The 25413-nt window shown below is 69.3% G+C and carries 28 protein-coding genes; 26 read left to right on the top strand and 2 right to left on the bottom strand.

Annotated elements, in window-relative coordinates; translation table 11 throughout:
* From VFU06_01070 to selB, 20 genes are all read left to right on the top strand, one after another.
* Positions 1–934, top strand: a 934-nt coding sequence (locus VFU06_01070) for a hypothetical protein (GenBank protein HEU5207972.1), incomplete at its 5' end; no start/stop codon positions are given.
* Positions 935–956: 22 nt separating this feature from the next.
* Positions 957–2021: a bifunctional diaminohydroxyphosphoribosylaminopyrimidine deaminase/5-amino-6-(5-phosphoribosylamino)uracil reductase RibD gene (gene ribD, locus VFU06_01065; protein HEU5207971.1), complete on the top strand. Its 1065-nt coding sequence runs from the start codon at positions 957–959 to the stop codon at positions 2019–2021.
* Between the two features lies 1 nt (position 2022).
* Positions 2023–2646 carry a riboflavin synthase gene (locus VFU06_01060; protein HEU5207970.1) on the top strand — a complete coding sequence of 208 codons (624 nt, stop codon included), beginning with the start codon at positions 2023–2025 and terminating at the stop codon, positions 2644–2646.
* Complete coding sequence (locus VFU06_01055; protein ID HEU5207969.1) at positions 2643–3893, top strand: bifunctional 3,4-dihydroxy-2-butanone-4-phosphate synthase/GTP cyclohydrolase II; 1251 nt, start codon at positions 2643–2645, stop codon at positions 3891–3893. The genes VFU06_01060 and VFU06_01055 overlap by 4 nt, the downstream gene beginning before the upstream one ends.
* On the top strand, positions 3890–4366 hold the full coding sequence (gene ribH, locus VFU06_01050) for a 6,7-dimethyl-8-ribityllumazine synthase (protein HEU5207968.1): 477 nt from the start codon (positions 3890–3892) through the stop codon (positions 4364–4366). The genes VFU06_01055 and ribH overlap by 4 nt, the downstream gene beginning before the upstream one ends.
* The gene (nusB, locus tag VFU06_01045) at positions 4359–4796 is read left to right on the top strand and encodes a transcription antitermination factor NusB (protein ID HEU5207967.1); all 438 of its coding nucleotides are present in this window, start codon (positions 4359–4361) and stop codon (positions 4794–4796) included. Before ribH ends, nusB begins: the two co-directional genes overlap by 8 nt.
* Positions 4793–5911: a glycosyltransferase family 4 protein gene (locus VFU06_01040; GenBank protein ID HEU5207966.1), complete on the top strand. Its 1119-nt coding sequence runs from the start codon at positions 4793–4795 to the stop codon at positions 5909–5911. The genes nusB and VFU06_01040 overlap by 4 nt, the downstream gene beginning before the upstream one ends.
* 45 nt (positions 5912–5956) lie before the next feature.
* Positions 5957–6283 carry a ribosome-associated translation inhibitor RaiA gene (gene raiA / locus VFU06_01035; protein ID HEU5207965.1) on the top strand — a complete coding sequence of 109 codons (327 nt, stop codon included), beginning with the start codon at positions 5957–5959 and terminating at the stop codon, positions 6281–6283.
* 1 nt (position 6284) lies between these two features.
* The gene (hprK, locus tag VFU06_01030) at positions 6285–7295 is read left to right on the top strand and encodes an HPr(Ser) kinase/phosphatase (protein ID HEU5207964.1); all 1011 of its coding nucleotides are present in this window, start codon (positions 6285–6287) and stop codon (positions 7293–7295) included.
* Positions 7288–7710 (top strand): hypothetical protein, encoded by a 423-nt coding sequence (locus VFU06_01025; GenBank protein ID HEU5207963.1) that lies wholly within the window; start codon positions 7288–7290, stop codon positions 7708–7710. Before hprK ends, VFU06_01025 begins: the two co-directional genes overlap by 8 nt.
* Positions 7685–8176 carry a PTS sugar transporter subunit IIB gene (locus VFU06_01020; GenBank protein HEU5207962.1) on the top strand — a complete coding sequence of 164 codons (492 nt, stop codon included), beginning with the start codon at positions 7685–7687 and terminating at the stop codon, positions 8174–8176. The genes VFU06_01025 and VFU06_01020 overlap by 26 nt, the downstream gene beginning before the upstream one ends.
* Positions 8173–8841, top strand: a complete 669-nt coding sequence (locus VFU06_01015) for a PTS sugar transporter subunit IIC (protein HEU5207961.1) — start codon at positions 8173–8175, stop codon at positions 8839–8841. The genes VFU06_01020 and VFU06_01015 overlap by 4 nt, the downstream gene beginning before the upstream one ends.
* A complete protein-coding gene (locus tag VFU06_01010) occupies positions 8838–9587 on the top strand; it encodes a PTS system mannose/fructose/sorbose family transporter subunit IID (GenBank protein ID HEU5207960.1) in 750 nt (249 codons plus the stop codon). Before VFU06_01015 ends, VFU06_01010 begins: the two co-directional genes overlap by 4 nt.
* Positions 9584–9868 carry an HPr family phosphocarrier protein gene (locus tag VFU06_01005; GenBank protein HEU5207959.1) on the top strand — a complete coding sequence of 95 codons (285 nt, stop codon included), beginning with the start codon at positions 9584–9586 and terminating at the stop codon, positions 9866–9868. Before VFU06_01010 ends, VFU06_01005 begins: the two co-directional genes overlap by 4 nt.
* Positions 9869–9872: 4 nt before the next feature.
* Positions 9873–11654: a phosphoenolpyruvate--protein phosphotransferase gene (gene ptsP, locus VFU06_01000; GenBank protein HEU5207958.1), complete on the top strand. Its 1782-nt coding sequence runs from the start codon at positions 9873–9875 to the stop codon at positions 11652–11654.
* A 35-nt stretch (positions 11655–11689) separates the two neighbouring features.
* The gene (gene metK, locus VFU06_00995) at positions 11690–12865 is read left to right on the top strand and encodes a methionine adenosyltransferase (GenBank protein ID HEU5207957.1); all 1176 of its coding nucleotides are present in this window, start codon (positions 11690–11692) and stop codon (positions 12863–12865) included.
* A gap of 19 nt (positions 12866–12884) precedes the next feature.
* Positions 12885–13424, top strand: a complete 540-nt coding sequence (locus VFU06_00990; protein ID HEU5207956.1) for a bifunctional nuclease family protein — start codon at positions 12885–12887, stop codon at positions 13422–13424.
* The gene (locus VFU06_00985) at positions 13421–14089 is read left to right on the top strand and encodes a carboxypeptidase-like regulatory domain-containing protein (GenBank protein ID HEU5207955.1); all 669 of its coding nucleotides are present in this window, start codon (positions 13421–13423) and stop codon (positions 14087–14089) included. Before VFU06_00990 ends, VFU06_00985 begins: the two co-directional genes overlap by 4 nt.
* A gap of 3 nt (positions 14090–14092) precedes the next feature.
* Positions 14093–14851, top strand: a complete 759-nt coding sequence (gene recO / locus VFU06_00980; GenBank protein HEU5207954.1) for a DNA repair protein RecO — start codon at positions 14093–14095, stop codon at positions 14849–14851.
* Positions 14852–14890: 39 nt separating this feature from the next.
* Positions 14891–16801 carry a selenocysteine-specific translation elongation factor gene (selB, locus tag VFU06_00975; protein ID HEU5207953.1) on the top strand — a complete coding sequence of 637 codons (1911 nt, stop codon included), beginning with the start codon at positions 14891–14893 and terminating at the stop codon, positions 16799–16801.
* Here the strand turns inward: selB and VFU06_00970 are convergent.
* Complete coding sequence (locus tag VFU06_00970; protein HEU5207952.1) at positions 16792–17247, bottom strand: PTS sugar transporter subunit IIA; 456 nt, start codon at positions 17245–17247, stop codon at positions 16792–16794. The two genes, selB and VFU06_00970, sit on opposite strands and share 10 nt — an antisense overlap.
* A 130-nt stretch (positions 17248–17377) precedes the next feature.
* Between VFU06_00970 and dusB the strand changes: the two genes are divergently transcribed.
* The 4 genes from dusB to VFU06_00950 all read left to right on the top strand — a co-directional run bounded on the left by dusB (position 17378) and on the right by VFU06_00950 (position 21936).
* Positions 17378–18373: a tRNA dihydrouridine synthase DusB gene (gene dusB / locus VFU06_00965; GenBank protein HEU5207951.1), complete on the top strand. Its 996-nt coding sequence runs from the start codon at positions 17378–17380 to the stop codon at positions 18371–18373.
* Between the two features lie 131 nt (positions 18374–18504).
* Positions 18505–19863, top strand: a complete 1359-nt coding sequence (locus VFU06_00960) for a sigma-54 dependent transcriptional regulator (protein HEU5207950.1) — start codon at positions 18505–18507, stop codon at positions 19861–19863.
* 7 nt (positions 19864–19870) lie between these two features.
* A complete protein-coding gene (locus VFU06_00955) occupies positions 19871–21337 on the top strand; it encodes a HAMP domain-containing sensor histidine kinase (protein ID HEU5207949.1) in 1467 nt (488 codons plus the stop codon).
* The gene (locus VFU06_00950; GenBank protein ID HEU5207948.1) at positions 21334–21936 is read left to right on the top strand and encodes a hypothetical protein; all 603 of its coding nucleotides are present in this window, start codon (positions 21334–21336) and stop codon (positions 21934–21936) included. Before VFU06_00955 ends, VFU06_00950 begins: the two co-directional genes overlap by 4 nt.
* Positions 21937–22131: 195 nt before the next feature.
* Here VFU06_00950 and VFU06_00945 read toward each other — a convergent pair whose 3' ends face one another.
* Positions 22132–22605, bottom strand: a complete 474-nt coding sequence (locus VFU06_00945; GenBank protein ID HEU5207947.1) for a hypothetical protein — start codon at positions 22603–22605, stop codon at positions 22132–22134.
* A 246-nt stretch (positions 22606–22851) separates the two neighbouring features.
* Here VFU06_00945 and larB point away from each other — a divergent pair, with 246 nt between their 5' ends.
* Complete coding sequence (gene larB / locus VFU06_00940) at positions 22852–23622, top strand: nickel pincer cofactor biosynthesis protein LarB (protein HEU5207946.1); 771 nt, start codon at positions 22852–22854, stop codon at positions 23620–23622.
* A partial coding sequence (locus VFU06_00935; protein ID HEU5207945.1) for a GGDEF domain-containing protein occupies positions 23619–25413 on the top strand: 1795 nt, incomplete at its 3' end. The genes larB and VFU06_00935, both read left to right, overlap by 4 nt.

The raw sequence follows: 25413 nt of genomic DNA, 5'->3' as shown, positions 1-25413 counted from the left end.
GCTCGCGCTGGCGGCGCCGACCAGGAATGCACATGCGCAGAGCATGATGACGCTGTGCGAGCGGGACGTGCCCGCCGCAGAGCTCGACTTCTGCAACACGATCGCGCAGGCGATCGAGATCACCCAGGCGCGCGCCGGCATTGCGGCCACGGCGGGCAATCCGGCGCTCGGCACGTCCAGCACGCTCGGCATGCGCATCGGCAGCTTTCCGCGCATCGCGATCACACCGCGCGTGAATGTCGGCAAGGTGCGACTGCCGGCCACGGCCGCCCGCAACGGTGACGAAGTGGATGCATGGGTTCCGGTCGTTGCCGTCGACGGTGCGGTCGGCATCTACCAGGGGCTCTCACTGTTTCCGACAGTGGGCGGTTTCGGCTCCATCGACGGGCTGGTCAGTCTCGGCCGCGTGCTGCTTCCGGGCGACGACGGCTTCGAGGATGGTGTCACGACCTGGGCGCTCGGCGCGCAGGTCGGGATCCTGCGCGAGTCGTTCACGGTGCCCGGCATCAGCGTGACGGGCATGTACCGGAGCCTGGGCGACGTTTCGTTCGGCGATCCCGAGGTCGTGGACACGGAAGGCCACTTCGCGCTCGAGGACCTGAGCGCGTGGAGCGCGCGGGCGACGATCGGCAAGCGGTTCCTGCTGTTCTCGGCGACTGCCGGCGCCGGCTACGACTGGTACTCCAGCAACGCGCTGCTGCGCTACGTCACCGATGATCCGGCAACCGACGGCACGCGCTCGATCCGCAACGACGACTACAGCGCGAAGCGGCTCACCGCGTTCGGCAACGTGGCGTTCACCGTCGTGATCGTCAGCCTGGTCGGCGAGGTGGGCTGGCAGCAGGGCGCCGACGGCTTCAGCGGCCCGGGCGCAACGGATCTCCTCGAGAAGGACGGCTGGTACGGCAGCCTTGGGCTCCGCCTCACGTTCTGATCCCGCGGTCGATGCCGCATGGATGAGGCGAGCCCTCGCGCTCGCGGAGCGCGGCTGGGCCCGCACGCGACCCAACCCCATGGTCGGTGCGGTGCTCGTCCAGGGCGGTGAAGTCATCGCGGAGGGATGGCACGCCGAGTATGGCGGGCCGCACGCGGAGGTTGCGGCGCTCGACGGCGCGGGCGAGCGGGCACGCGGTGCGACGCTGTACGTCTCGCTGGAGCCGTGCAACCATCATGGGCGGACGCCGCCGTGCACGGATGCCGTGGTGCGGTCCGGTGTCGGTCGCGTGGTCGTCGCGGCACTCGACCCGAACCCGGTTGCACGCGGCGGCATCGACCGGCTGCGGGCCGCGGGCATCGAAGTGGTGACGGGAGTGGAGGAGGACGCGGCGCGCGCGTTGAACGCTGCTTTCTTCCACCGCCACGAACAGAACACCACGTTCACTGCCCTCAAGCTGGCGATCTCGCTGGACGGGCGATTGAGCGCCCGTGCCGGCGAGCGTACGGCGATCACCGGCGCCGCGGCGAACGCGGCCGTGCAGTCGTTGCGCGCGGGATTCGATGCCATCCTCATCGGCGCAGGTACCGCCCGCGCCGACGACCCGCTGCTTACTGCGCGAGGCACGCCGCAGCCGCGCACGCCGCCGCTGCGCGTGGTGATCGACTCGGGCGCGTCGCTCGACCCCGGGAGCAGGCTGGTCCGTACCGCCCACGAGGCGCCCGTGGCGGTGTTCTGCACGAGCAGGGCACCCGACGACGCGGTAGCCGCGCTCGAAAGCGCAGGGGTGCGCGTGCGGCGCGTCGTCGAGCGTAACGGTCGCGTCGACGTGGGTACTGTGCTGGGGGAGCTGCACGCTGCGGGCGTGCACGCGCTGCTGTGCGAGGGAGGCGGCGTGGTAGCGGCCGAGCTGCTTTCGCGCGGGCTCGTGAACCGGCTGCACCTGTTCGTGGCGCCGCGGTTCCTGGGCGCGCAGGGCACTCCGGCGTTTCCGCTCGCCGCGCCGTTGCCGGACGAGTGGCGACTGGTGCGCGAGCGGGCGTACGGCAACGACGTGGAGCTGGTCTACGACCGGTTGAAAGGCTGACGTGTTCACGGGTATCGTCGAGGAAGTCGGCAGGATCGAGCGCGTCTCGGAGGTCGCCAACGGCCGCGCACTCCGGATCGCCGCGCGCAGCGTGCTGGAAAACGTGCGTGACGGCGATTCGATCGCCGTCGACGGGGTGTGCCTGACAGTCACGCGTCACGATGCCAGCGGCTTCGAGGTCGCGGCGATCGGTACGACGCTGTCGCGCACCACGATCGGCGATCTTGCGCAGGGCGACGAGGTGAACCTCGAGCGCGCGCTCGCACTGGGCGAGCGCCTCGGCGGCCACCTCGTGCAGGGGCACGTCGACGGTGTCGGAACGGTGCGCGCAATCGAGCGGCAGGGCGAGCACGTGCTGCTGGACGTCGCACTGCCACAGGACGTGGCGGCGGTCACCGTGCTGCACGGCTCGATCGCGATCAGCGGCGTGAGCCTGACCGTGAATGCGCTGCCTGCGGACGACGTGGCGCAGGTCGCGCTGATACCCTACACCTGGGAGCACACCAACCTGCGGCACCTGCGGGAAGGCGACCGGGTAAACCTCGAAGGTGACATGATCGGCAAATTCGTTGCGCACCTGCTCGACCGGCGGGGCGCGGCATTGCCGGGAGAGATACGAGAATGAAGCTGGGACGCGTCGAGGACGCGATCCGGGATATCCGTGAGGGACGACTCGTCATCGTGGCGGACGACGAGGACCGCGAGAACGAGGGGGACCTCGTCGCGGCCGCGTCCATGATTTCACCGGAGACGATCAATTTCATGGCCACGCATGGGCGCGGGCTGATCTGCTGCGCGATCACGGCCGACCGGGCCGATGCGCTCGGCCTGCCGCCCATGACGGATCACAACCAGGACTACATGGGCACGGCATTCACCGTCTCGGTGGATGCCGCGCCACGTTTCGGCGTCACGACCGGGATCAGCGCATTCGACCGCGCCAAGACGATCCAGCTGCTGGTCGATCCGGCGACGCGTCCGTCGGACCTGCGTCGTCCCGGTCACGTCTTCCCGCTGCGCGCGGTGCCGGGCGGCGTGCTGCGCCGCGTCGGGCAGACGGAGGCATCAGTGGACCTGGCCCGCCTCGCAGGACTGCCGCCGGCCGGCGTGATCTGCGAGATCCTGAACGATGACGGCACGATGGCGCGGCGCGAAGCGCTCGAAACGTTTGCCCGGGAGCACGAGCTGACGTTCATCACGGTGGCGCAGATCGTGGCGTACCGCCTGCAGCACGAGCGGCTGGTCAAGCGGATCGCGGAGGCATCGCTGCCCACGCCGTACGGCGAGTTCCGCGTCATCGCGTACGAAAACCAGGTCGACCGGCGGGAGCACGTCGCGCTCGTGAAGGGCGACATCGCGGGGCGGAAGAACGTGCTGGTGCGCATGCACTCGGAGTGCCTGACCGGCGACGTGTTCCACTCCATGCGCTGCGACTGCGGCGAGCAGCTGCACGCGGCGATGCGACGCATCGACGAGCAGGGCGAGGGCGCGATCGTCTACCTGCGGCAGGAGGGGCGCGGGATCGGGCTCGCGAACAAGATCCGCGCCTATGCGCTGCAGGACGAGGGGCAGGACACGGTGCAGGCGAACGAGTCACTGGGGTTCAAGCCGGATCTGCGCGACTATGGTATCGGGGCGCAGATCCTGCTCGACCTGGGACTGCGGTCGATCCGGCTGCTGACCAACAACCCGCGCAAGATCGTGGGCCTCGAGGGCTACGGCCTGCGCATCACCGGGCGCGAGCCGATCTACGCGAAGCCGAGCGAGCACAACCTCGGATACCTGCGCACCAAGCGCGACAAGCTGGGCCACATTCCGCCGGATGCCGCACCGGTGGAGCGGGTGCCGTCGCCGATCGAGGAGCAGACGTGACGCGGATCGTGGGAAGCATGCAGGGGAAGGGACGTCGCTTTGCGATCGTGGTGAGCCGGTTCAACGAGCTGGTGACCGACCGGCTGCTCGCGGGCGCGCAGGCGTGCCTCGAGCAGCACGATGTCGCGGCGGACGATGTCGTGGTGTACAGCGTCCCCGGCGCGTGGGAGCTGCCGCTTGCAGCGGACCGCATCCTGCGCGCAGGCGGATTCGACGCCGTGATCGCGCTCGGCTGCGTGATCCGCGGTGACACGCCGCACTTCGACTTCGTCGCGAGCGGCGCAACCAACGGCCTGCTGCGCAACGCGCTGGACCACGGCGTTCCGGTTGCGTTCGGGGTGCTGACGACGGACGACACGGCGCAGGCGATGGCACGTGCCGGCGGCAAGGCCGGCAACAAGGGATGGGAGGCAGCACTGACGGCGCTCGAGATGGCCGACCTGTACGCGCGGATCGGGGGCACGGATGCGTGAGCGGCGCGGTGCGCGCTCCTGGGCGCTGCAGGTGCTGTACGCGTGGGAATCGCGGCGCAGCGCGAGCGTGCGTGACGTGCTCACCGAGTTCTATGAGACGCGCAGCGTTGCACCAGCCAAGCGGCCATACCTGCGGGAGCTGATCGGCCTGCTCGACGAGCACCTGCCGGAAATCGACCGCGCGCTGGACGGTGCGCTCACCAACTGGCGGCTGGAGCGGCTCTCCGTGATCGACCGCAACATTCTGCGCATCGGCGCAGCCGAGCTGATGCTGCAGGAGGACGTGCCGGCGCGGGTCGCGATCAGCGAGGCGCTGCTGCTGGCCGAGAAGTACGGCAACGAGGAAAGCGTCCGCTTCGTCAATGGCGTGCTGGACGCGCTGCGCCGGGAGCAGCGGCGCGCGGGTGCGGGCGGAGGAGTGCGGCACTGAGACTGCTCGTCGTCAACTGGCAGGACCGGCTGAACCCGCAGGGCGGCGGCGCGGAAACGCACCTGCACGAGGTGTTCGGCCGCCTGGCCGCCCGGGGACACGAGGTGCACCTGCTCGTATCCGGCTGGCCTGGCGCCCCCGGGCGCGAAACGGTTGATGGCATGGACGTGCACCGGGTTGGCGGCCGGCATACATTCCCGCTGGGGGTGCGCGGCTACTACCGGCGCACGCTGGCGCGGCAGGCTCACGACCTGGTGATCGAGGACCTGAACAAGGTCCCGGTCTTTGCGCCCGTCTGGGCACAGGCACCCGTGGTGCTGCTTGTGCATCACCTCTTCGGTAGCACCGCGTTCCAGGAGGCGTCCCTGCCGTTTGCTGCCGCGACCTGGCTGCTCGAGCGACCGCTGCCCCTGTTCTACCGCCACCTGCCGGTGGAAGCGGTCTCCCAAAGCACGGCCGAGGACATGGTGCGGCGCGGCTTCCGGCGCGACCACATCCAGGTGATCCCGAATGGGGTGGACGTGGAGGCACTGACGCCCCACCCTGCAGGGACGCGGTTCGACGAGCCGACACTGCTCTACCTCGGGCGGCTGAAGCGCTACAAGCGCGTGGACCTGATCATCCGCGCGGTCGCGCTGCTGCGCGACCGCGGTGTGGCAGCGCGCCTGCTGATCGCCGGCCGAGGTGATGCGGCGCCGGAGCTGGAGCGGCTGCGCGACGAGCTGCACCTGCAGGAGCGGGTCGACATGCTCGGGTTCGTGGATGAGCAGCGGAAGCTCGAGCTGTTCCGGGGCGCGTGGGTGCACGTGCTGACGTCGCCGAAGGAGGGCTGGGGTATCAGCAACCTGGAAGCGGCCGCGTGCGGGACGCCGACGGTGGCGAGCGACGCTCCGGGTCTGCGCGATTCGGTGGTCGACGGCGAAACGGGCTTTCTCGTTCCGCACGGGGATGTCAGCGCACTGGCCGAGCGCCTCGCGCTGCTGTTGCGCGACGGCGAGCTGCGCGCGCGGCTGGGCACGGGCGCACGACGCTTCGCGGAGCGGCACACCTGGGATCGCGCGGCGGAAGAGACCGAGCGGCACCTGACCTCGGTTCTCGACAGGCAGGCACCGTGAGCGCCGCAGTGGGCGGCGCCGGACATCTGCAGCGAAGGAGGGCTCATGGACGTTCGCATCTCTGCCCGACACTGCACGATTACCGACAGCACCCGCGACCTCGCGCGCAGGCGCGTGGACCGGGTCGCCCGCATCGAGCCGCGTGCATCCGCGGCAGAGATCCTGTTCAGCGCAGAAAACGCGTTCAAGCATGCTGAGATCCGCATGACGGTCCCGGGCGGCGTTCAGCTGCACTCGCACGGGGAGGCGGAGTCCTTCCGCAGTGCGCTGGACCGCGCCGCAGAGCGCCTGGAGCGTCAGCTTCGGCGGCGTCGTGGCCGCACCCGTGACCGGCGGGCCGCTCCGGCAGCCGAGGCGATGCAGACGAGCTGACATGAGTGAGGCGACCGCGCCGGCCGTCACGGTCGGGGACCTGCTGCGCATCAAGTCGCAGTACCTCCAGCTCGAGCTGCTCACCAAGGCAGCCGACCTGGACCGCCCCATCGCGTCGGCCACGGTGTCGAGTCCGGGGCTGGCGCTGACCGGCTTCAGCGAGCGGTTTCCGCGCGGTCGCCTGCAGGTACTCGGTGAAACGGAGGTCCGCTACCTGCGCTCGGTGGACGAGGAACTGCGACGCGAGGCGGTCGAGCGGCTGCTGCGTCTCGCGATCCCGGCCGTGATCGTCACCAAGAATCAGCAGGTGCCCGGGATGCTGATCGAGCTTGCCGATGCGGCGCGCGTTCCCGTTCTTCGCTCCAAGCTCAAGACGGGGGAGTTCTACCGGCGGCTGCAACCCTGGCTCGACGATGCATTCGCACCGCGGACGACGATGCACGGCTCCATGGCCGACGTTTACGGTGTCGGCCTCCTGTTCGTCGGGCGCAGCGGCATCGGCAAGAGCGAGTGTGTGCTGGACCTCGTCGAGAGGGGGCACCGCCTGGTTGCGGACGACATCGTTCAGGTGACCAAGCGCGGCAATGACGTACTGATCGGCCGCGGCCTGGATTTCCACCATCATCACATGGAGATCCGCGGCATCGGCCTGATCGATATCCGCCGGCTGTTCGGCATCCGCGCGATACGCCAGCAGAAGCGGATCGAGGTCGTGGTCAAGCTGGTTGACTGGGACCGCAGGGAGGCGTACGAGCGCACCGGCCTGGACGGCATGACCACGGACATCCTGGGCGTGTCCCTGCCGACCGTGACGGTGCCGCTGAACGCGGGCAAGAACATCACGGTGATCACGGAAGTCGTCGCGATGAACCTGCTGCTGCGCTACTCGGGGCATGACACCGCGCGCGAGTTCAACGAGCGGCTGATCGAACGGATGCAGCGAGGCGTTGCCGGGCGCGAGGACGCGGCAATGGCAAGTGTGCGCGAGTACCTGGAGCAGGATTATGAATGAGGTCAGGGCGGTGCAGGGCATCGTGATCGCCCACGGCAGCCTCGCGGACGGGCTGATCGACGCGGTGCGGCGCATCACCGGAACCGAGGGCGGGCTGCGCGCCATCAGCAATTCCGGCCTCGGTCCTGACGCACTCGCCGAGAGAGTCCGCGACTATCTCGAAGACGGGCCGGCGATCCTGTTCACGGACCTGAAGAGCGGGAGCTGCGGCATGGTCGCGCATCGCCTGCTTCGGGATCGCACGGATCTGCACGTCCTGGCCGGGGTCAACCTGGCCATCCTGCTCACGTTCGTGATGCAGCGTACACAGCCGGTCGAGACGCTGCTGCAGCTGCTGCTCGACAAGGGGCGCTCCTCCATCGGCTGCAGTCCGGAGCTGGTATCGCGCGATGCCGATCGTTCTGCTGCGCATTGACGAGCGGTTGATTCACGGCCAGGTCGTCGTCGGCTGGGGCGCGATGCTGCACCCTGACCGGATCGTCATCGTCGACGACGAGATCGCCGCATCGGAGTGGGAGCAGGAGCTCTACGCGCTCGGACTGCCGGACGAGATCCGTGCCGAGTTCCACACCATCGAGGAGAGCCGTGCGCTCGTGCCCGGGTGGCAGGCGGACCGGCTGCGCACCGTGGTGCTGACGCGCACCGTCGACGCGATGAGCCGACTGGCTGAGGGAGGCGTCCTGCGCGGAACCGAGGTGAACGTCGGCGGCCTGCATCACTCCGCCGGCCGGCGACGCGTGCTGCCCTACGTCTTCCTGAGCGACGCCGAGCGTGCTGCGCTCCAGCACCTCGCGGACAGCGGCGTCGACGTCAGCGCGCGCGACGTTCCCGGCGCGCGGCGCGTCGATCTCGCGCACCTGCTCGGCCCCGTCGGCGAATGATCTGGCTCCAGATCGCGCTGCTGGCAGGCGTCATCGGCCTGGACTCCACGGCCTTCCCGCAGATCATGATCTCGCGCCCGATCGTCGCGGGTGCACTGACCGGCCTGCTGTTCGGGCGACCGGCGGAGGGGGTCATGCTGGGTGCGCTCCTGGAAGTGTTCCACCTGGCGACGCTCCCCATCGGCGCTGCACGCTACCCCGAGGCAGGGACCGCCAACGTGAGCGGCGTCGCTGCGTACCTGTTTGCGACGCCCGCGCTGGACGTGCCGGCGCTCTTTCTCGCCGGCGTCTTTGCGCTGGCATGGGAGCGCATTGCGGGCGGCTCCGTGGTACTGCTGCGCCGGGCCAACGAGCGACTGATCGTGGACGCGGCCACGGTCGCGGAGCCGGGCCGCCTGATCGAGCGCCGACACGTGCTCGCGCTCGCGCTCGACTTCGCACGCGGTGCGGTCGTGACGCTGGTGGGCGCACTGGCAGGGGCCGCGCTGCTGCTCGCGTTCGCGCCGTTCTGGTCGCTGCCCGAACCGGTCGTTCGGAGTGCCATCGCGGTCGCGACTACGACACTGCTGGCTGCGGCGCTGAGTGTGTTCGGAGGCTGGCAGGAGCGCAAACGAATTTTCCTGTTCGGGCTGCTGTGCGGAACACTGCTTTCGCTGATCGCATGAGCGAGCCGGTACGTTCGACGCGCGCCGCGATGCTGCTGCGCTCGTTCTCGGTCCAGGCGACCTGGAACTACCGCACGCTGATGGGCGCGGGCTTCGCGTACGTGATGCTGCCCGTGCTGCGCGAGCTCTACGGCCGCGACAGGGACCGGCTGCGGGACGCCATCGCGCGCCACAGCGGCGTATTCAACTGCCACCCGTACCTGGTCGGCATCGCGGCGGGTGCCGTCGCGCGCCTGGAAGCGGACGGGGCCGACCCGCGCCTGATCGATCGATTCAAGGCAGCGGTCCGGGGCTCCCTCGGCTCCCTCGGCGACCAGCTGATCTGGGCGGGCTGGCGGCCGGTGTGTGCGCTGCTCGCGCTGCTGCTGCTGCTCGTCGGGATGCCGTGGTGGGTGGTGTGCGGCGCGTTCCTCATCGCGTACAATGCAGGGCACGTGGCGGCGCGCATCTACTCGTTCCGGCTCGGCTGGGCCCACGGGATGGGGGTGGCCGAAAAGCTCCGGCAGCCATGGGTCGCCGAAGTCCAGCGGCGCATCGCGACGACGGGCGCGTTCCTGCTCGGTGTGCTCGTGCCGCTGGCGGCCGGAGGCCGCACGCTGGCGCTGCCGCATCCGGCCATCGCCGCGGCGGTCGCCGCTGTCGGGCTGCTGCTCGGCCTTCGGTTCGGCAGTGCGGTGCGCACACCGGTCGTGCTCGTGCTGGTTGTCTTCGTACTCGTAGGACTCTTCGTGAGGTGGTGGTCATGACCGCGTCCGCAAACGGCGTGGAGCGCACCGTGCGCATACAGAACAGGCTCGGACTCCACGCCCGTCCGGCCGCCGAGTTCGTCAAGACGGCGAGCCAGTACGAGGCGGACGTGCTCGTGCGCAAGGACGGTCTCGAGGTGAACGGCAAGAGCATCATGGGCATGATGATGCTGGCAGCGGAATACGGCAGCGAAATCACGATCCGCGCATCCGGCACGGATTCGGAAGCCGCCCTGAGCGAGCTGGTTCAGCTCGTCGAGGGCCGATTCGGCGAGGAATAGAAGAGTGACGTTGATCCGCGACGGCATTCCGGCATCACCCGGCATCGTGATCGGCCCCGCGTATGTGCTGCGCTGGGAGCCGCCGCGTGTGCCGCATGTGACGGTAAGCGCGGATCAGATGGAGCATGAGATCGCACGCTTCCACGATGCGCGCGAGTGGGCTCGCGAGCGCCTGCGCTCGATCCAGGCGCAGACGGCGGAGAAGCTGGGCACGGTCGAGGCGCAGATCTTCGAGCCACAGATCCTGATGCTCGACGATCCCGACCTCGTAGAGGGCACCGTCTCGTACATCCGCGAGAATCACCTGGGCGCTGCGCGCGCGTTCGAGCTGCGCATGCTCGAGTACCAGTCCGACTGGTCGCGCAGCGGGCACCCGATGATCATGGACCGGATGAACGACCTGCTCGACGTGCAGATCCGTGTCACGCGCAGGCTGCTCGGCATCCAGGATGTTGAGCTGTCGTTCGACCGGTTCGAGCAGCCGGTGATTCTGCTCGCGCGAGACCTCACGCCGTCGATCACCGTGCAGCTCGATCGCGAATGGATCCTCGGTATCGGCACGGATGCCGGCACCCGGACGTCGCATTCCGCGATTCTCTCCCGTTCGCTGCAGCTCCCGGCGGTCGTCAGCCTGGGCGATCTCTCGCAGAACGTGCACAACGACCAGCAGATCATCCTGGACGGCCGCGAAGGCCGCGTCGTGGTCGCGCCGGACCAGGAGGAGATCGACCGGTACCGCGAGCGGGACTTCCGTATCCGCGAATGGGAGCAGGAGCTGGTGCTGCTCGCGCATCTGCAGGCGGTCACGCCCGACGACCAGCACGTCGTGCTGCGCGGCAACATCGACCTGCCCGGCGAAGCGGCAGCCGTACGCGCCCACGGCGCACGCGGGATCGGCCTGTACCGGACGGAGTTCTTCGTCGTGGGCCGCAGCTCGCCACCGGACGAGGAAGAGCAGTACCGCTGCTACCGTGACGTGACGGAGGTCTTTCCCGACGACGCCGTGTTCATCCGCACCTTCGACCTGGGCGGCGACAAGTTCCCGGCGTTCCTGCACATGCCGCCGGAGGAGAACCCGTTCCTCGGCTGGCGTGCGATCCGCGTGCTGCTCGATCTGCCCGAGCTGTTCCGCGTGCAGTTGCGTGCGCTGCTGCGCTCGACCGCACATGGCGACGTGCGCATCATGGTCCCGCTCGTCAACGAGATCGAGGAGATCCAGCGCACGCGCGAGCTGCTCGACGAGGAGGCGGACCGGCTTCGCGCCGAGGGGATCCGCTTCAATCCCGGCTACAAGCTGGGTGCCATGATCGAGACACCGGCCGCGGCACTCACGGCGCACGAGCTCGCCCGCTACTGCGACTTCTTCTCGATCGGCACGAACGACCTCGTGCAGTACACCCTCGCCGTGGACCGCGGCAACGCGCGACTCGCACCGCGCTACAACCCGTTCCACCCCAGTGTGCTGCGGCTGCTGCGGATGACCGCCGACGCCGGGCGTGAGGCCGGCATCGAGGTGAGCGTGTGTGGCGAGATCGCCGCCAACCCGCTTGCCGTGTTCCTCATGCTCGGGCTCGGCATCACGTCGTTCAGTGTGAGCGCATCCGCGCTGCCCGAGATCAAGAAGGTGATTCGCAGCGTGCCCTACTCGGAGGCGCGGGCCGCGGCGGCGGCGGCAGTGCTTGCGCCCACGCCGCACGAGGTCGTTACGATCCTGACACGGCATTTCTCACAATTCCTGGACCTGTCGCTGTTCTCGGCGCGCTGGAACCTTCCGGCACCGGGCTGACGGGACATACCTCAGCAACGCAGAAAGGCGGGCATTTGAGGCGTCGTCTGTTCACCTCGGAGAGCGTCAGTGAAGGGCACCCCGACAAGATCGCCGACCAGACCAGTGACGCGATCCTGGACGCGATCCTGAGCGACGATCCGGACGGTCGTGTCGCGTGCGAGGTCCTCGTCACGACAGGGCTGTGCCTGGTTGCCGGCGAGATCACGACCAGCACCTACGTCGACATCCCCGCGGTCGTGCGCGGCACGATCCGCTCCATCGGCTACACCGACTCCAGCTACGGCATCGACGGCGAAACGTGCGCCGTGCTGGTGTCGATCGGGCAGCAGTCGCCCGACATCGCGCAGGGCGTCGATCCCGGTGGTGCGGGCGACCAGGGAATGATGTTCGGCTACGCGGTGGACGAGACCCCGGAGCTGATGCCGGCACCGCTCATGTTCGCGCACCGCCTGACGCAGCGGCTCGCCAGCGCGCGCAAGGAGGGCGATCTCCCGTGGCTGCGGCCGGACGGCAAGGCACAGGTCACGCTCGAATACGAGGACGACCGACCCGTGCGCGTGCAGACCGTCGTCGTCAGCACGCAGCACTCCCCCGACGTCGGCCTCGAAGAGCTGCGCGCTGCCGTGCTCGAGCGGGTGATCACGCCCGTGCTGCCGGAGGAGCTGTTCGATCCGGCCAACTGCATCATCCACGTGAATCCGACCGGCCGCTTCGTGGTCGGCGGGCCGCACGGCGATGCGGGGCTCACCGGTCGCAAGATCATCGTCGACACGTACGGCGGCGCCGCGCCGCACGGCGGTGGCGCGTTCAGCGGCAAGGACCCCTCCAAGGTCGACCGCTCCGGCGCATACGCGGCGCGCTGGGCCGCGAAGAACGTGGTTGCGGCCGGACTCGCACGCCGCTGCGAGGTCAGCCTCGCCTACGCGATCGGCGTCGTCGATCCCGTCATGGTCCACGTCGATACGTTCGGTACCGCGGACGTGCCGGACGACCGGATCGCGAAGGCGCTCCGCGATGTGTTCGATTTCACCCCGCGGGGTATCATCCGGGCGCTGGCATTGCAGAACCCGATCTATCGCCGCACCGCCGCCTACGGCCACTTCGGCCGCGAGCCGCTGGAGTCGCGCGCGAACGGCCGGGCGATCACCCTGTTCCCGTGGGAGCGCACGGACAGGATGAACGACCTGCGTACGGCCGTCGGCGGGTGAGCACCTGGAAGGAGGCAGCATGATCGAGGTGAAGGTGCAGAGTCTCGGGCTCGACCGGACGTCGAACACGCCGGTGGTCATCCTGCAGGAGGTGGATGGCGCGCGCGTGCTCCCCATCTGGATCGGTCCGGGGGAGGCGAGCGCGATCGCGATGGAGCTGGCGGGGATGAAGTTCGCCCGGCCGCTCACGCACGACCTCTTCGCATCCATGGTGCGCGGCATGGGCGGCGAGCTGCGTCGCGTGACGATCACGAAGGTGGTCGAGAACACCTACTACGCGGAGCTCATCATCCAGCGAGGGGAAGAGGTGATCAGCGTGGATGCGCGCCCGTCCGATTCGATTGCGATCGCGCTGCGCATGTCGGCCTCGATCTTCACGACGGACGACCTGCTCGAGCACACGTCCATCGAGATCGCGGAGCAGTCCGACGAGAGCGAGGACTTCATCACCGGCGGCGGCGCCGAAGAAGAGAAGGGACCGGCCTCGCTCAGCCCGGACGAGCTGCGCGAGTATCTGCGTCGCATGAACCCGGAAGACTTCGGCAGGTTCAACCCATGATGCGTGCACGATTTCTTTTCGCTGCGGCCCTGCTGCTGCTGGCGCACCCGGCAGCGGCCCAGGAGACTTCCGGCGCAGTGTCGCTTCCGGGCCGTGTGATCGGCCCTTCCGGTGAAACGATGGCCGGGCAGGTCGTCGTGCTGCATCGCGTCTCGAACATGGCTGGCGCAACGGTCGCGACGGACACCACGGACGCGGAAGGCCGGTTCGTGCTGGAGTCGCAGGACACTGCAGGTGCGGCCGCGGCGACGTATTTCGTCGCCGCCCGCTACCAGGGCGAGCTCTACATCGGTGCGCCGTTCCAGCCGCCGCTCCCGGACGGCGTTCAGTACACCGTGCAGGTGGGCGTGCCGGGCACCTCCGCGAGTGCGTTGATGGGCTCGGCCAGTGAGCCGGCAGCCCGCCCGACCATGCCCGGCAGTGCGGAGCCGTTCCCGTACGCCCGCTGGCTCTTCCTCGTGATTCCCCTGCTGATCGTTGCGCTGGTCGCTGGCTACATGCTCACCCGGCACCGCACGCCGGCGACACGGCGTCGCCTGCTCGCGCAGGTCGCGGAGCTGGATGAGACCCACGACGCGGAGCTCGCGGCCGGTCACGTCGAAGACAGCACACTCTACTGGGCGGAGCGCCGTGCGCTGCTCGAGCAGCTGACGCGCGCGAGCTGACGTATGCCGCTGGTGACGGCGGACGCCCTGGTGCTGCAGGCGTTCGCCTACGGCGAGACGAGCAAGATCCTCCGACTGCTGACGCGGACGCACGGCGTCCAGTCCGTGATCGCGAAGGGGGCGCTGCGCCCGCGCAGCAGGTTCGGCGGCATCCTCGAGCCCTTCACCGAGGGCACCGCGAGTTTCTATCTCAAGGATTCCCGCGAGCTGCAGACGCTCAGTGGCTTCGAGCTGCAGCGGTCCCAGCAGGCGCTCGGCCGCGACCTGCTCCGCTTCGGCGGCGCATCGCTGATCGCCGAGATCGTCATCCGCACCGCGTCCGAGGAGCCGGCGCCCGAGCTGTTCGAGGCCGTACGCGAGGCACTGCACCGGATCCGCGAGGCGGAGCCCGACGTCCTCGAATCCGTGCTGCTCGCGCAGGCGTGGTTCGTCGTGTCGCTCCTGGGCTTTGCACCGGTGCTCGACGAGTGTGTGTCCTGCGGCCGCGACCTCGGCGTCGACGAGAGCGCCAGCTTCGATTACGGGGCGGGCGGCGTGCGCTGCACGGAGTGCGCACGCGTCGTGCAGGGACACACAGTACCCCCCGCAGCACGCGCGGCACTGCGCTCCCTTGTCCAGGGCGCGGCCGTGCCGCTGCCGCGGACGGACGGACACTGGAAGCTGCTTTCCCGCTACCTGGACCATCATGTGCTCGAGGGCGGATCGCTCCGCTCGCTCGGATTCCTGGCCGAGACCCTGGAAGCGCGCGACCGGGAATCATGAGAGGGACATCGCCGTGAGCAGTCGCGCGTGAAGGTCGTCATGGAACGCCTGATCCTCGGAACGGCCGGCCACATCGATCACGGCAAGACCACGCTCGTGCGCGCACTCACCGGCACGGACACCGACCGCCTGCCGGAGGAGAAGCGCCGTGGTATCACGGTGGATATCGGGTTTGCCGCACTGGACCTGCCGGACGGCACGCACTTCGGCGTCGTCGACGTGCCCGGCCACGAAGCCTTCGTGCGCAACATGCTCGCGGGTGCATCCGGCGTGGATGTCGCACTGCTCGTCGTGGCCGCGGACGAAGGCGTGATGCCGCAGACGCGTGAGCACCTGGCCATCCTGGCGCTGCTGGACGTGCGCGCACTGGTCGTCGCACTGACCAAGACCGACCTGGTCGACCCGGAATGGCTCGAGCTTGCCGCCGACGACGTGCGCTCGCTGCTCGAGCAGACGCCGTGGCCGGAGGCGCGCGTGATACCGGTCGCGGGCACGACCGGGCTCGGCCTCGACGAGCTCCGTGACGCGCTCGCCGGGAGCGCGCACAGCGCGCGCGAGCGCAGGCGCGACGACCTGTTCCGCATGCCCGTCGACCGCGTGTTCACCGTGCACGGCACCGGCACGATCGTGACCGGCACCGCGTGGAGCGGAACGGTGCAGCGTGACGCGCGCCTCCGGTTACTGCCGGCCGCGCGCGACGTGCGCGTGCGAGGCGTCCAGTCGCACGGTGCAGCTGCAGAAACGGCCGGTGCAGGGGAGCGGGCAGCCCTCGCTCTTGCGGGCATCGAGCGAAGCGACGTCGTGCGTGGCGACGTGCTGGTCCAGGGAGACGCGTGGCGCGCGGCTGACATTCTCACCGTGCTGCTCACGCTGCTGCCGGACGCGCCCCACGCCCTCGAGCCCGGCACTCGCGTGCGTGTGCACCTCGGGACCGACGAGGCAATGGCACGCGTGACACTGATGGGCAGCCCGCAGCTCGTGCCCGGCGAAGCAGCGTGGGCGCAGCTTCGCCTGGAGCGGCCGCTGGTAGCACGCGCCCGCGACCGCGTGGTCGTGCGCAGCGACTCGCCGGTCGTCACGATCGCGGGCGCACTGGTCGCGGAGCCTGCGGCGCCCCGGCGTGGTCGGCTGACGGCGGAGGATGCGGCACGCCTGGGTGACGTGATCGCGGGTGGAGCGGACGCGGCGGTCGTCGCATGCGCATCGCTTCGATCCTGGGAGGGTGCCGAGCGCGCCGCGCTGCCGATCACGACCGGTCTGCCCCCGGCGGATATCGACGCGTCCCTGCCCGGAATCGACAGCGTCTGCCTGACCGCCACCCGCGTCTTTGCGCGGAGCGTGCTAACGGACGCCGGACTGCGCATCGAGCAGGCGATCGACACATGGCACCGTGCGCAGCCGCTCGAACCCGGTTGTGAACGCGACGTGCTCCGACGCGCTTTGCCCACGCGCGCACACACAGAGCTGCTGCACGCCGCGATCGATGATCTCGTGCGACACGGCCGCGTGAGCGTCAGCGGCGCACTCTACGCTCGTGCGGGATGGCAGCCACAGGTCTCCTCCGCGCACCAGGCACTGCTGGACGCCCTCGGCGCGATCTACCGCGATGCCGGAATGGCCGCACCAACCGAAGGGGAGCTGCCACGGGAGGTCGCCTCCCATCCGGACTGCGGCGCCGCGCTGCGGCTGCTGGCGCGTCACGGCGAGCTGACCGCCATCGAGCCGGGACGGTGGGTATGGACCGAAGCGCTGCGTGCCGGGATCGCCGGAGCACGCAGCGCCCTGGCCGACCGTGGCGATGTCGGGCCCGCTGATTTCCGGGAGGTGTGGGGGGTGACGCGGAAGCACCTGATTCCGCTGCTGGAGTACCTGGACCGGACAGGCGTCACCGAACGCTCGGGTGACGCCCGCCGGTTCATTGCCGCCGGGAGCGGCGCGGCTCAGGCCTGAGCCTGCTGCTCCAGGAGTGCGAGGAACTCCTCGGGGGTCTGCACCGTCTTCAGTGCCTTCACGTTCTCCGGGTCCTTGGCAAACTGCGCGAGGCGACCGAGCACCGGCAGATACTGGTTGTTCACTTCGAGCGGCGGTGCGACGATCAGGAAGATGAACTCCACCGGCTGGCTGTCGATGGCATTGAAGTCGATGCCGCCATTCTTTCTGCCGAATGCGACGCGCAGCTTGTTGACGACCAGTGAACGGCAGTGGGGAATGGCAATCCCGCGACCGATCCCGGTCGAGCCGAGATTCTCCCTTCGTTTCAGCATCTTCACGAGAATCGACTCGTTCTTCTCTTCCAGCCCGAGAAGCGAGACGAGCTCCCGCAACGCGTCATCCTTGGTCTCCGCCCTGAGACTCAGGCTGATCGCGTCCCTATCGAAAAAATCCCTCAGATCCATTGTCGTCCGTCCCGTGTCGAGCAAGTGTCAGCCGGCAAGAGCCGGGGCACGAACATAAACCCGTGTGCCATGAGGGGCAAAACATCCCTTTGCGGATTGATCGATTTCCTGTCTGCGGCTAATTTTCGGCATGTTCAGCGACCTTCTCCGGGGGCTCCGCGAAGGGGCGGTCCCGCTCTACCTCGCCCCACAGGCCGGGGTGAGCGAGGCACCGTTCCGTCGCCTGTGCCGCAGCTTCGGCGCCGACGTCGTGGTCAGCGAGTTCGTTTCCGCCGAGGGGCTGCGCCGCGGCAGTGAGCGCACGCACGCCTACCTGCGCTTCGATGACGCAGAGCGACCGATCGGCGTGCAGATCTTCGGTGCCGATCCGGGCGCGATGGCCGAGGCCGCGGCGCTCGTCGAGGAGGTGTATCGTCCCGACTTCCTGGACATCAACTTCGGCTGCCCCGTCAAGAAGGTCGTGAAGCGGAACGGCGGGTCCGGCTGCCTGCGCGACCTGGACCTCGTCGAGGCGATCATCCGGGCCGTCGCGGACGCCATCGAGATCCCGACCACGGTCAAGATCCGCAGTGGCTGGAGCGACGACACACGTGACCCGGTCGGCATCGCGCTGCGCTGCCAGGACGCGGGCGCCGAGGTGCTGACGCTGCACGCCCGGTCCCGCACGCAGATGTACTCCGGCCGGGCTGACTGGCGGGAGATCGCCGCCGTTGTCGAGGCGCTCGACATTCCCGTGATCGGTAACGGGGACGTCTGGTCGGGCGAGGACGCGCGCCGCATGCGCGAGGATACGGGCTGCGCCGGCATCATGATCGCCCGCGGCTCTCACGGCCGTCCCTGGATCTTCCGCGAGGCCCGCGCCGCCCTCGACGGCCGCCCCATTCCCGCCGAGCCCGACGCTGCCGAGCGCTTCCGCGTCGTCATCCACCATGCCCGCAACGCCATCGCGTTCGAGCAGGACGAGGCCAGGGCGATGCTGGAGTTCCGCAAGCACCTGGGGTGGTACACCAAGGGGCTGCCGGACGGCCGCAAGCTCCGCGAAGAGCTCTTCCAGGTCCGCACCCTCGCCGACGCCGAGGAGATCCTCGAGCGCTACCTGGAGGCGACGACCGCAATCGCTGCGTAGATTTCGCCACCTGCCGCCCAATCCCGCCGTTGGTGTTAACGTGATGTGCCAGTTGCAGATCCGTCATGTGACTGATTCTTGCAACACCCCCATCGTTTGACTCCGCAACCAGCAGGCGCAGGAAATCCCGAATGGCGCAGGAATCCCTACGTGTCCTCATCGTCGACGACGAGGCGGCCCTCCGCGAAGTCCTCCTCCTCCGCCTGCGCGGCTGGGGTTACGACGTCCGCGCGGGCAAGGATGTCGAGGAGGCCGAGGCGCGGATCGACGAGTGGCGTCCAGACGTTGTCGTCACGGACGTCGTCCTGCCCGGGACCTCCGGCATCGACCTGCTCCGCCGGTTGAAGGCGGTGGATTCGGCGCTGCCCGTGATCCTGATCACGGCCCACGCCGGCGTCGACGCGGCGGTGGAAGCAATGAAGGCGGGCGCCCAGGACTTCCTGACCAAGCCGATCGACTACACCACGCTGCACGTGCTGCTCGAGTCGACGGCCATCGAGCTGCGCGAGCGGGAGGAGGTGCGGCAGCTCGAGGCGCAGCTGGGCGATGCTGGTGCCGCGGGCCGCGTCATCGGACGCAGCCGGCCGATGCGTGACGTGCTCGCGACCATCGATCTCCTCGCCGGCAGCGATGCGTCTGCGATCATCACGGGGGAGAGCGGCACCGGAAAGGAAGTCGTCGCACGGGCGATCCACGACCTGAGCACGCGCCGTCGCGGACCGTTCCTCGCCCTCAATGCGGCGGCGATTCCGGACGAGCTGGTGGAGAGCGAGCTGTTCGGCCACGAGCAGGGTGCATTCACCGGCGCGACGCGCACCCGTGAGGGGTGCTTCGAGATGGCGACCGGCGGCACACTGTTCCTCGACGAGATCGCCGAGATGCCCATCCACCTGCAGCCGAAGCTGCTGCGTGTGCTGGAGGAGGGCAGTGCGCGGCGCATCGGCGGCGCGCGCGAGATACCGTTCGACGTGCGCGTCATCGCTGCGACCAACCGGGATCCCGCGATGGCCGTACGTGAGGGCAGCCTGCGGGAGGACCTGTTCTACCGGCTCAACGTGTTCTCCGTCGTCCTGCCGCCGCTGCGTGAACGGAACAGCGACATCCCGCTGCTCGCGCAGTATTTCATCGGCGAGTTCAACAGCAAGCATGGCGCGAGCGTGCATGGTGTGCGCGCCGAAGCGCTCGAGATGCTGCGGGGTGCGCCTTGGCCGGGCAACGTTCGCGAGCTGCGCAACGTGATCGAGCGCGCGGTGATCATCGCACGTTCCGGCTGGATCGAGCCGCGCCACCTGCCGCCGTACCTGCGCAACGGAGGCACGGGCGACGGCAGCATCCGGCTGCGACCGGGCATCACGCTCGCCGAAGCCGAGCGTACGCTGATCCTGGAAACGCTCGCGCGCGTCGGCAACAACAAGGCGGCGGCAGCCCGCGAGCTCGGCGTCGACGTCAAGACGGTGCGCAACAAGCTGAAGGCGTACGGCCATGCATAGGCGGCGGATGAGCGTTGGCGCACGCCTGGCGGCGGCGTTCGCGGTGCACGTTGCCATCCTGATCGGGCTGCTCGTCTTCCATGTGGGGACGATCCGGGAAAGCGTGCGGGCAGGGCGCGAGCTGTCGGAAACGTCCGCACGCCTGCACGCGAGCGCCACCGAGCAGGTCGCGCGTCTCGACCAGCTGCAGGAGACGCTCAGCAAGTATGTCGTGACCGCTGACACGGGATACGTCGGCAAGTTCGAGCAGGTGAGTGCCGAGTTCACGACGTCGCTCGAGCGACTCGCCGCACTGCCCCTGGGTGAGCGCGAGCGTCGCGAGCTCGGTCGCATGGGGGAGGCGTGGCAGGAATTGCGGTCCCGCACGCAACCGCTCCGCCAGGAGGAGATCGCGCCCTCGTTTCTCGCGGATTCGGCGGCCGCGATCGCGCCGCACTTCACCGCGCTCTACCAGCGCGCCGGGTCCCTGGAAGCGGCCGCCCAGGCTGCGCTGGCGGAGCGGCTCGCGGCGTCGGCAGCATCGGCGGCGCGGGCCGAGCGCGTCTCCTGGGCCGCTGCAGCACTTGCGCTGCTGCTCAGCATCCTCGTGCCTGGCCTGTTCGTGCGCTCCATGTCGCGTGAGCTGAACGCGCTGCAGGCCGGCACGCGCGCCGTTGCGCGCGGCGACTTCGGCTACCGGCTGCCGCTCGGGACGACGACGGAGTTCGCGCAGCTCGCGGGTGACTTCAATACCATGACCCGCAGGCTCGGTGAGCTGGACAGCATGCAGCGCGAGTTCCTGTCGCGGGTCTCGCACGACCTGAAGACTCCACTCGCTTCGATGCGTGAAACCGTGAACGTGCTTCTCGACGAAGTGGCAGCACCGCTCACCGCACAGCAGCGGACGCTGCTGCAGCTCAATCGCGAGAGCGGCGAGCGACTCGCAGCAATGATCGCCAAGCTGCTCAACCTGTCGGCGCTCGAGGCAGGCACACCGGCCGTCCTCGCGCCACACGACGTCGGTTCGATCGCGCGCGCGGCGGTGCATGCTGCCGCTGTCGCCGGGCGCGAGCGCAGGATCCGGGTCCTGGTCGACGCTGACACCGACGCCATGGTGCGGTGCGACGCCGAGCGCATTCGTCAGCTCTTCGACAATCTGCTCGAGAACGCACTCAAGTTCTCGCCCGAAGGCGGGACCATCGGCGTGAACGTGCGCACGGAGGAGGAACACGTGGCGATCACCGTGCGCGACCAGGGGCCGGGGATCCCGGAGGAAGAGCGCGAGCGCATCTTCGAACGCTTCTTCCAGACCAGGGAGGGGCGCAGCGTGCCAGGACGAGGCGTCGGGCTGGGCCTCACGATCTGTCGCGAGATCGCCCACCTGCACGGCGGCACGATCAGCGTGGAGCCGTGTCAGGATGGCGGCAGTGCCTTCCGAGTGCGGCTGCCGGCCACCGAAGCGCCACAGCCTGTCCCGGCGGAGGTGCTGGTATGATGCACACCCGGGCACGCAACACGCACCGGCGCGTTCGCAGCAGCCTCGCGATTCTCGCCGTCAGCTTCGTCGCGCTCACCGGATGCACCAGCGCGTTCCAGCGGTCCTTCGACGCCGGCCGCTATGATGAGGCGATCCGCTACTTCGACGCCGATCCCTCACTGCGGCGCGACCCCGGAGCCCTGTACCGCGCTGCACTCGCATACGCGACCCCCGATCATCCGGCATACGACGTCACCCGCGCCCGCGAGCTGCTGGCCGATCTCCTGGCAACGTTCCCCGGCAGCAGCCACCATCGTGAGGCGGTCGCCCTGTTCAGCCTGCTCGAGAACGCGAACCGCCTGGAGCGCGATGGCGTCCGTGTCGAGACCGAGCTGAACCAGCTGCGCGACCGCATAGCCGCGCTCGAGCAGCGACTCTCGGAGCAGGAGGCGCTGCACGCGGAGCTTGCCGGCAGCAACGTCGCACTGCGCGACTCGCTGAGTCAGGCTGAACGGGTGCTGCGCGTACGGGAAGCACAGATGCGCGCACTGCAGGAGGAGCTGCGGGCACTGAAGAGCATCGACCTGGGAACACCGGCGGACACGACCAGACGATGACGGATCGCGGCCGCGCGCGGCGATCACCGTCCATCCGGGCCGACTCAGGAAAGCAACACTCGCATCGAACGCACTGGTTGGAAACGAACCGGCCGACCGTGAATCACGGCCGGCCGGTTTCGCATCCCTGAGAACGGAGGCACCGAGCGAGATTCCGTCGCTCAGCGTCCTCCGTGCTCCCGGTGGTAGAGAACGTCAGCGCGACGGCGGCGGCGAAGCCGGCAGCACCGCGATCGTTCCGTCACAGGCACCACCCTCGCCCTCGAGCGAGATCGCCCAGTCGCCCGCGCTCGCGGCACTCGTGTCGAGCGTCAGCGAGAACGTCAGCGGCGTCTCCGCATCCGGCTCGGCCGAGACGATCCTGATTCCGCTCTCGGGCGCGACCTGCGCCTTGAGCGTCTGACCGATATCACGCGAGAACGAAGCCTTGATGGTGACCGGCTCCGCGTTGACCGGAACGCTCGCGCCGTCGATCACGACTTCACACTTCTCGGGTGCCGGAATCTCCGGCGCAGGCTGCGGCTCCGGGGCAGGCTGCGGGGCCGGCGCGGGTGCCGGCTGGGGCTGCGGCTGCGGCGTCGGCTCCTGGGCCGCTGCTGCGGACGCGGTGATGACGCCGAACGCGAGCGCGACTGCGAATCGCGCGGGGTGCCTGAGGTTCACACGCATTCTGGTACTCTCCTGGGCTGAGTGACTCGACTGCCACCGTTCCGGTGCGCCTGCCGATGTATGCAACTGCTGGCCCGTTTGCGTGCCGGGTTATATCTTGAACCGTCGCAAGGAATTACAGCGAATCACCGGGCATCGGCGTCTGGCGCTGCAGCAGGGAACGGGGAATTTTTCCCGGCCCGGACGCGTCCCGCCCGGAGCGGTTCGGCGGGCCGGCAGAACGGCTACACTGGTCGCAGGACGGACATGAACCGGGAACAACTGCGCGCACTGCTCGACGACGTAGCGGCCGGTCGCACGAATGCGGCGTCGGCGCTGGAGCGTATGAGCTGGTCACCCGTGGAGGCGGTCGGCCCGGACGCGTACGCGCGCCTCGATCATCACCGGGCGTTACGTAATGGCGTACCGGAGGTCGTCTTCGGCGAGGGCAAGACGACGGGGCAGATCGTCGAGATCTGCGGGCGCATGGCAGAGCGGGGCAGCTTTCTCGCGACGCGCCTGAGCAGCGAGGCGCAGGATGCGCTGCGCGGCGCATTTCAGGACGTCGAAGTCAACGAGCTGGGCCGGATCGCGCACCTGCCGTCATCGAACGCGGGTGCACCCTCGGACCGGACCATCCTCGTCGCGAGTGCGGGCACGAGCGATCTTCCGGTCGCGGAAGAGGCCGCAGTCACCGCGGCGGCGTTTGGCAGCACGGTCGAGCGACTCTACGACGTGGGCGTTGCCGGGCTGCACCGCCTGCTGAACGAGTCAGACGTGCTGCAGCGGGCAGACGTCGTGATCGTGGTCGCGGGCATGGAGGGGGCGCTGCCGTCCGTCGTTGGCGGGCTGGTGCGCGCACCGGTGATCGCCGTGCCGACCAGCGTCGGCTACGGCGCGTCGTTTGGCGGGCTCGCCGCGCTGCTCGGCATGCTGAACAGCTGCGCCGCCGGTATCACGGTCGTGAACATCGACAACGGGTTCGGCGCCGCCTGCGCCGCGACCCGAATCGTTCAGGTCAGCGCACCACACCCATGACGCCGGCAAAACCCGAACAGGCGGACGTTCGCCTTCTCGCCGGTGGCGCGATCGTCTACGTGCTGCTGCTGGCCAGCGGCGCGCTTGCGTCCCCGCTGCTGCCCCTGGCTTCCGTCTGGCTCTTCCATGCGACGCTGGACGTCCAGCGCCGCCGTGCGCTCGCGTTCTTCGCGGGCGCCGCGTTGCTCCTGCTCGTGACCGAGCTCGTGCGCGCGACACTCGGCTGGCGCGACATCGCAGCGCTGACGGCGGTGATTGCCGCCGCATGGCTGCCGCTGCAGCTGCTGCGCGTGCGTGCCACGCGCGACGCACGCCGCCTCGCGCATCTCGATCGCATCCTCGCCGAGGCCGATTCCGGCGAGCGGCCCACGCCGGAAGGCGTCGCGCTCGCGCACCTGCGTGATCTCGAGCATGCGCTCGTCGACCTTGCCCGTCGCGTGCAGGCGCGCCGCGTGATCCTCTGGCGCATCGAGCGCGCTGCCAACCGGGCGCGCGCCGTCGCAGCGTCCAGTGGTCCGCTGCCGGGCGCGCCAGCACCACTCCGCGGCTCACCGCTCGGGTGGGTCTGGGAGGAGGGCGTGCAGATGCAGATCGAGCCAGCGCCTTCGTGGGCTGCCGCCGACGCTCTCGTCCTTGCCACGCGGCTGCGCACGGAGGGAGCCGATGGCACCCTGCTCACCTACGAGTTCGCCAGCGACCAGGCGCGACCGCCCGCCGATCGCCTCGACGCCGCTGCGGTGACCGTGCGCTCCGTGCTCGACACGCATGAGCTCCAGCTCGCCGCCGTGGGCGACCGGCGACGGCTGGACCGGCTGATGGGCGCGCTCCGCAAGATCCCCGCAGAGCCCGACCTCGATGCGGTCGCGCGGGAGCTGCTGCGGGCCGCCCGCAACCTGGTCGACACGACCGGCGGTGCGATCGCGCTCTGGGACGGCGACGCTTCACGGGTGCTGGTCTGCGACAGCAGCGACGGCGGGCCGGAATCCGGCCGCACCCTGCTGACCAACGACTCCGAAATGGCGATCGCCGCGCGTGCGGAAGGTCGTATCGTCCGGGAGGACCGCCCGCGCAACGCGCCGCCCGTCGCATCGCGCGAGGAGCGCTGGGTCTATCCGCCGCGGGCTCTCGTGACCGTGCCGCTCAAGACCCCGACCGGCGTCGTCGGACTGCTGGCGCTCTGGCGGAGCGAGTTCCCGCGCTTCGACGAGGGCAGCATGGAGCTGGTCGACGCCGCCGCACCGTACTTCGGGCTCGTGCTCAACCACGCCCGCCAGTACGGAATGGCGCGCGAGCGGGCAGAGCGCGATCCGCTGACGAAGCTGCGGAACCGGCGCGCCTTTGACGCCGCACTGGATGCCGAGAGCGCACGCTTCCAGCGTTACGAGCGTCCCCTCTCGGTGCTTCTGGTCGACCTCGACCACTTCAAGCAGATCAACGACACCCACGGCCATGAGGCCGGCGACGCCGTCCTGCAGCTCGTTGCCCGCACGCTCGAGCACGAGCTGCGCGACAACGACATACCTGCCCGCTTCGGCGGCGAGGAGTTCGTGGTGCTGCTGCCGGAGACGGACCGGCCCCATGCGCAGGACGCGGCCGAGCGGCTGCGGCGGGCGATCGAGAAGCTGACGTTTCAGTGGCAGGGACGGGCGGTCCCGATCCGCGCATCGATCGGCGTCGCGTCCTGCCCGGAGTGCGCGGGCAGCCCGCACGACCTGGTGCGCGCGGCCGACGAGGCGCTGTACGAGGCCAAGGAAAACGGCCGCAACCAGGTGCGCGTCGCGCCGCTCAAGA

It is taken from the genome of Longimicrobiales bacterium (genome assembly GCA_035764935.1).
Lineage (GTDB): Bacteria > Gemmatimonadota > Gemmatimonadetes > Longimicrobiales > RSA9 > DASTYK01.
The sequence above is the reverse complement of the archived record's forward strand: the minus strand, read 5'-3'. Positions and strand labels throughout refer to the sequence as shown.

What these genes read in the sequence shown, in the direction of transcription:
- VFU06_00960 (HEU5207950.1), top strand. Translation starts at nt 18,505, where the DNA reads ATGGCGCAGGAATCCCTACGTGTCCTCATCGTCGACGACGAGGCGGCC.
- VFU06_00985 (HEU5207955.1), top strand. Translation starts at nt 13,421, where the DNA reads ATGATGCGTGCACGATTTCTTTTCGCTGCGGCCCTGCTGCTGCTGGCG.
- VFU06_01015 (HEU5207961.1), top strand. Translation starts at nt 8,173, where the DNA reads ATGATCTGGCTCCAGATCGCGCTGCTGGCAGGCGTCATCGGCCTGGAC.
- ribD (HEU5207971.1), top strand. Translation starts at nt 957, where the DNA reads ATGAGGCGAGCCCTCGCGCTCGCGGAGCGCGGCTGGGCCCGCACGCGA.
- nusB (HEU5207967.1), top strand. Translation starts at nt 4,359, where the DNA reads ATGCGTGAGCGGCGCGGTGCGCGCTCCTGGGCGCTGCAGGTGCTGTAC.
- VFU06_00990 (HEU5207956.1), top strand. Translation starts at nt 12,885, where the DNA reads ATGATCGAGGTGAAGGTGCAGAGTCTCGGGCTCGACCGGACGTCGAAC.
- hprK (HEU5207964.1), top strand. Translation starts at nt 6,285, where the DNA reads ATGAGTGAGGCGACCGCGCCGGCCGTCACGGTCGGGGACCTGCTGCGC.
- VFU06_00955 (HEU5207949.1), top strand. Translation starts at nt 19,871, where the DNA reads ATGAGCGTTGGCGCACGCCTGGCGGCGGCGTTCGCGGTGCACGTTGCC.
- VFU06_01025 (HEU5207963.1), top strand. Translation starts at nt 7,288, where the DNA reads ATGAATGAGGTCAGGGCGGTGCAGGGCATCGTGATCGCCCACGGCAGC.
- VFU06_00970 (HEU5207952.1), bottom strand. Translation starts at nt 17,247, where the DNA reads ATGGATCTGAGGGATTTTTTCGATAGGGACGCGATCAGCCTGAGTCTC.
- recO (HEU5207954.1), top strand. Translation starts at nt 14,093, where the DNA reads ATGCCGCTGGTGACGGCGGACGCCCTGGTGCTGCAGGCGTTCGCCTAC.
- selB (HEU5207953.1), top strand. Translation starts at nt 14,891, where the DNA reads ATGGAACGCCTGATCCTCGGAACGGCCGGCCACATCGATCACGGCAAG.
- larB (HEU5207946.1), top strand. Translation starts at nt 22,852, where the DNA reads ATGAACCGGGAACAACTGCGCGCACTGCTCGACGACGTAGCGGCCGGT.
- VFU06_00950 (HEU5207948.1), top strand. Translation starts at nt 21,334, where the DNA reads ATGATGCACACCCGGGCACGCAACACGCACCGGCGCGTTCGCAGCAGC.
- raiA (HEU5207965.1), top strand. Translation starts at nt 5,957, where the DNA reads ATGGACGTTCGCATCTCTGCCCGACACTGCACGATTACCGACAGCACC.
- dusB (HEU5207951.1), top strand. Translation starts at nt 17,378, where the DNA reads ATGTTCAGCGACCTTCTCCGGGGGCTCCGCGAAGGGGCGGTCCCGCTC.
- VFU06_01010 (HEU5207960.1), top strand. Translation starts at nt 8,838, where the DNA reads ATGAGCGAGCCGGTACGTTCGACGCGCGCCGCGATGCTGCTGCGCTCG.
- VFU06_01020 (HEU5207962.1), top strand. Translation starts at nt 7,685, where the DNA reads ATGCCGATCGTTCTGCTGCGCATTGACGAGCGGTTGATTCACGGCCAG.
- VFU06_01055 (HEU5207969.1), top strand. Translation starts at nt 2,643, where the DNA reads ATGAAGCTGGGACGCGTCGAGGACGCGATCCGGGATATCCGTGAGGGA.
- VFU06_00945 (HEU5207947.1), bottom strand. Translation starts at nt 22,605, where the DNA reads ATGCGTGTGAACCTCAGGCACCCCGCGCGATTCGCAGTCGCGCTCGCG.
- VFU06_01005 (HEU5207959.1), top strand. Translation starts at nt 9,584, where the DNA reads ATGACCGCGTCCGCAAACGGCGTGGAGCGCACCGTGCGCATACAGAAC.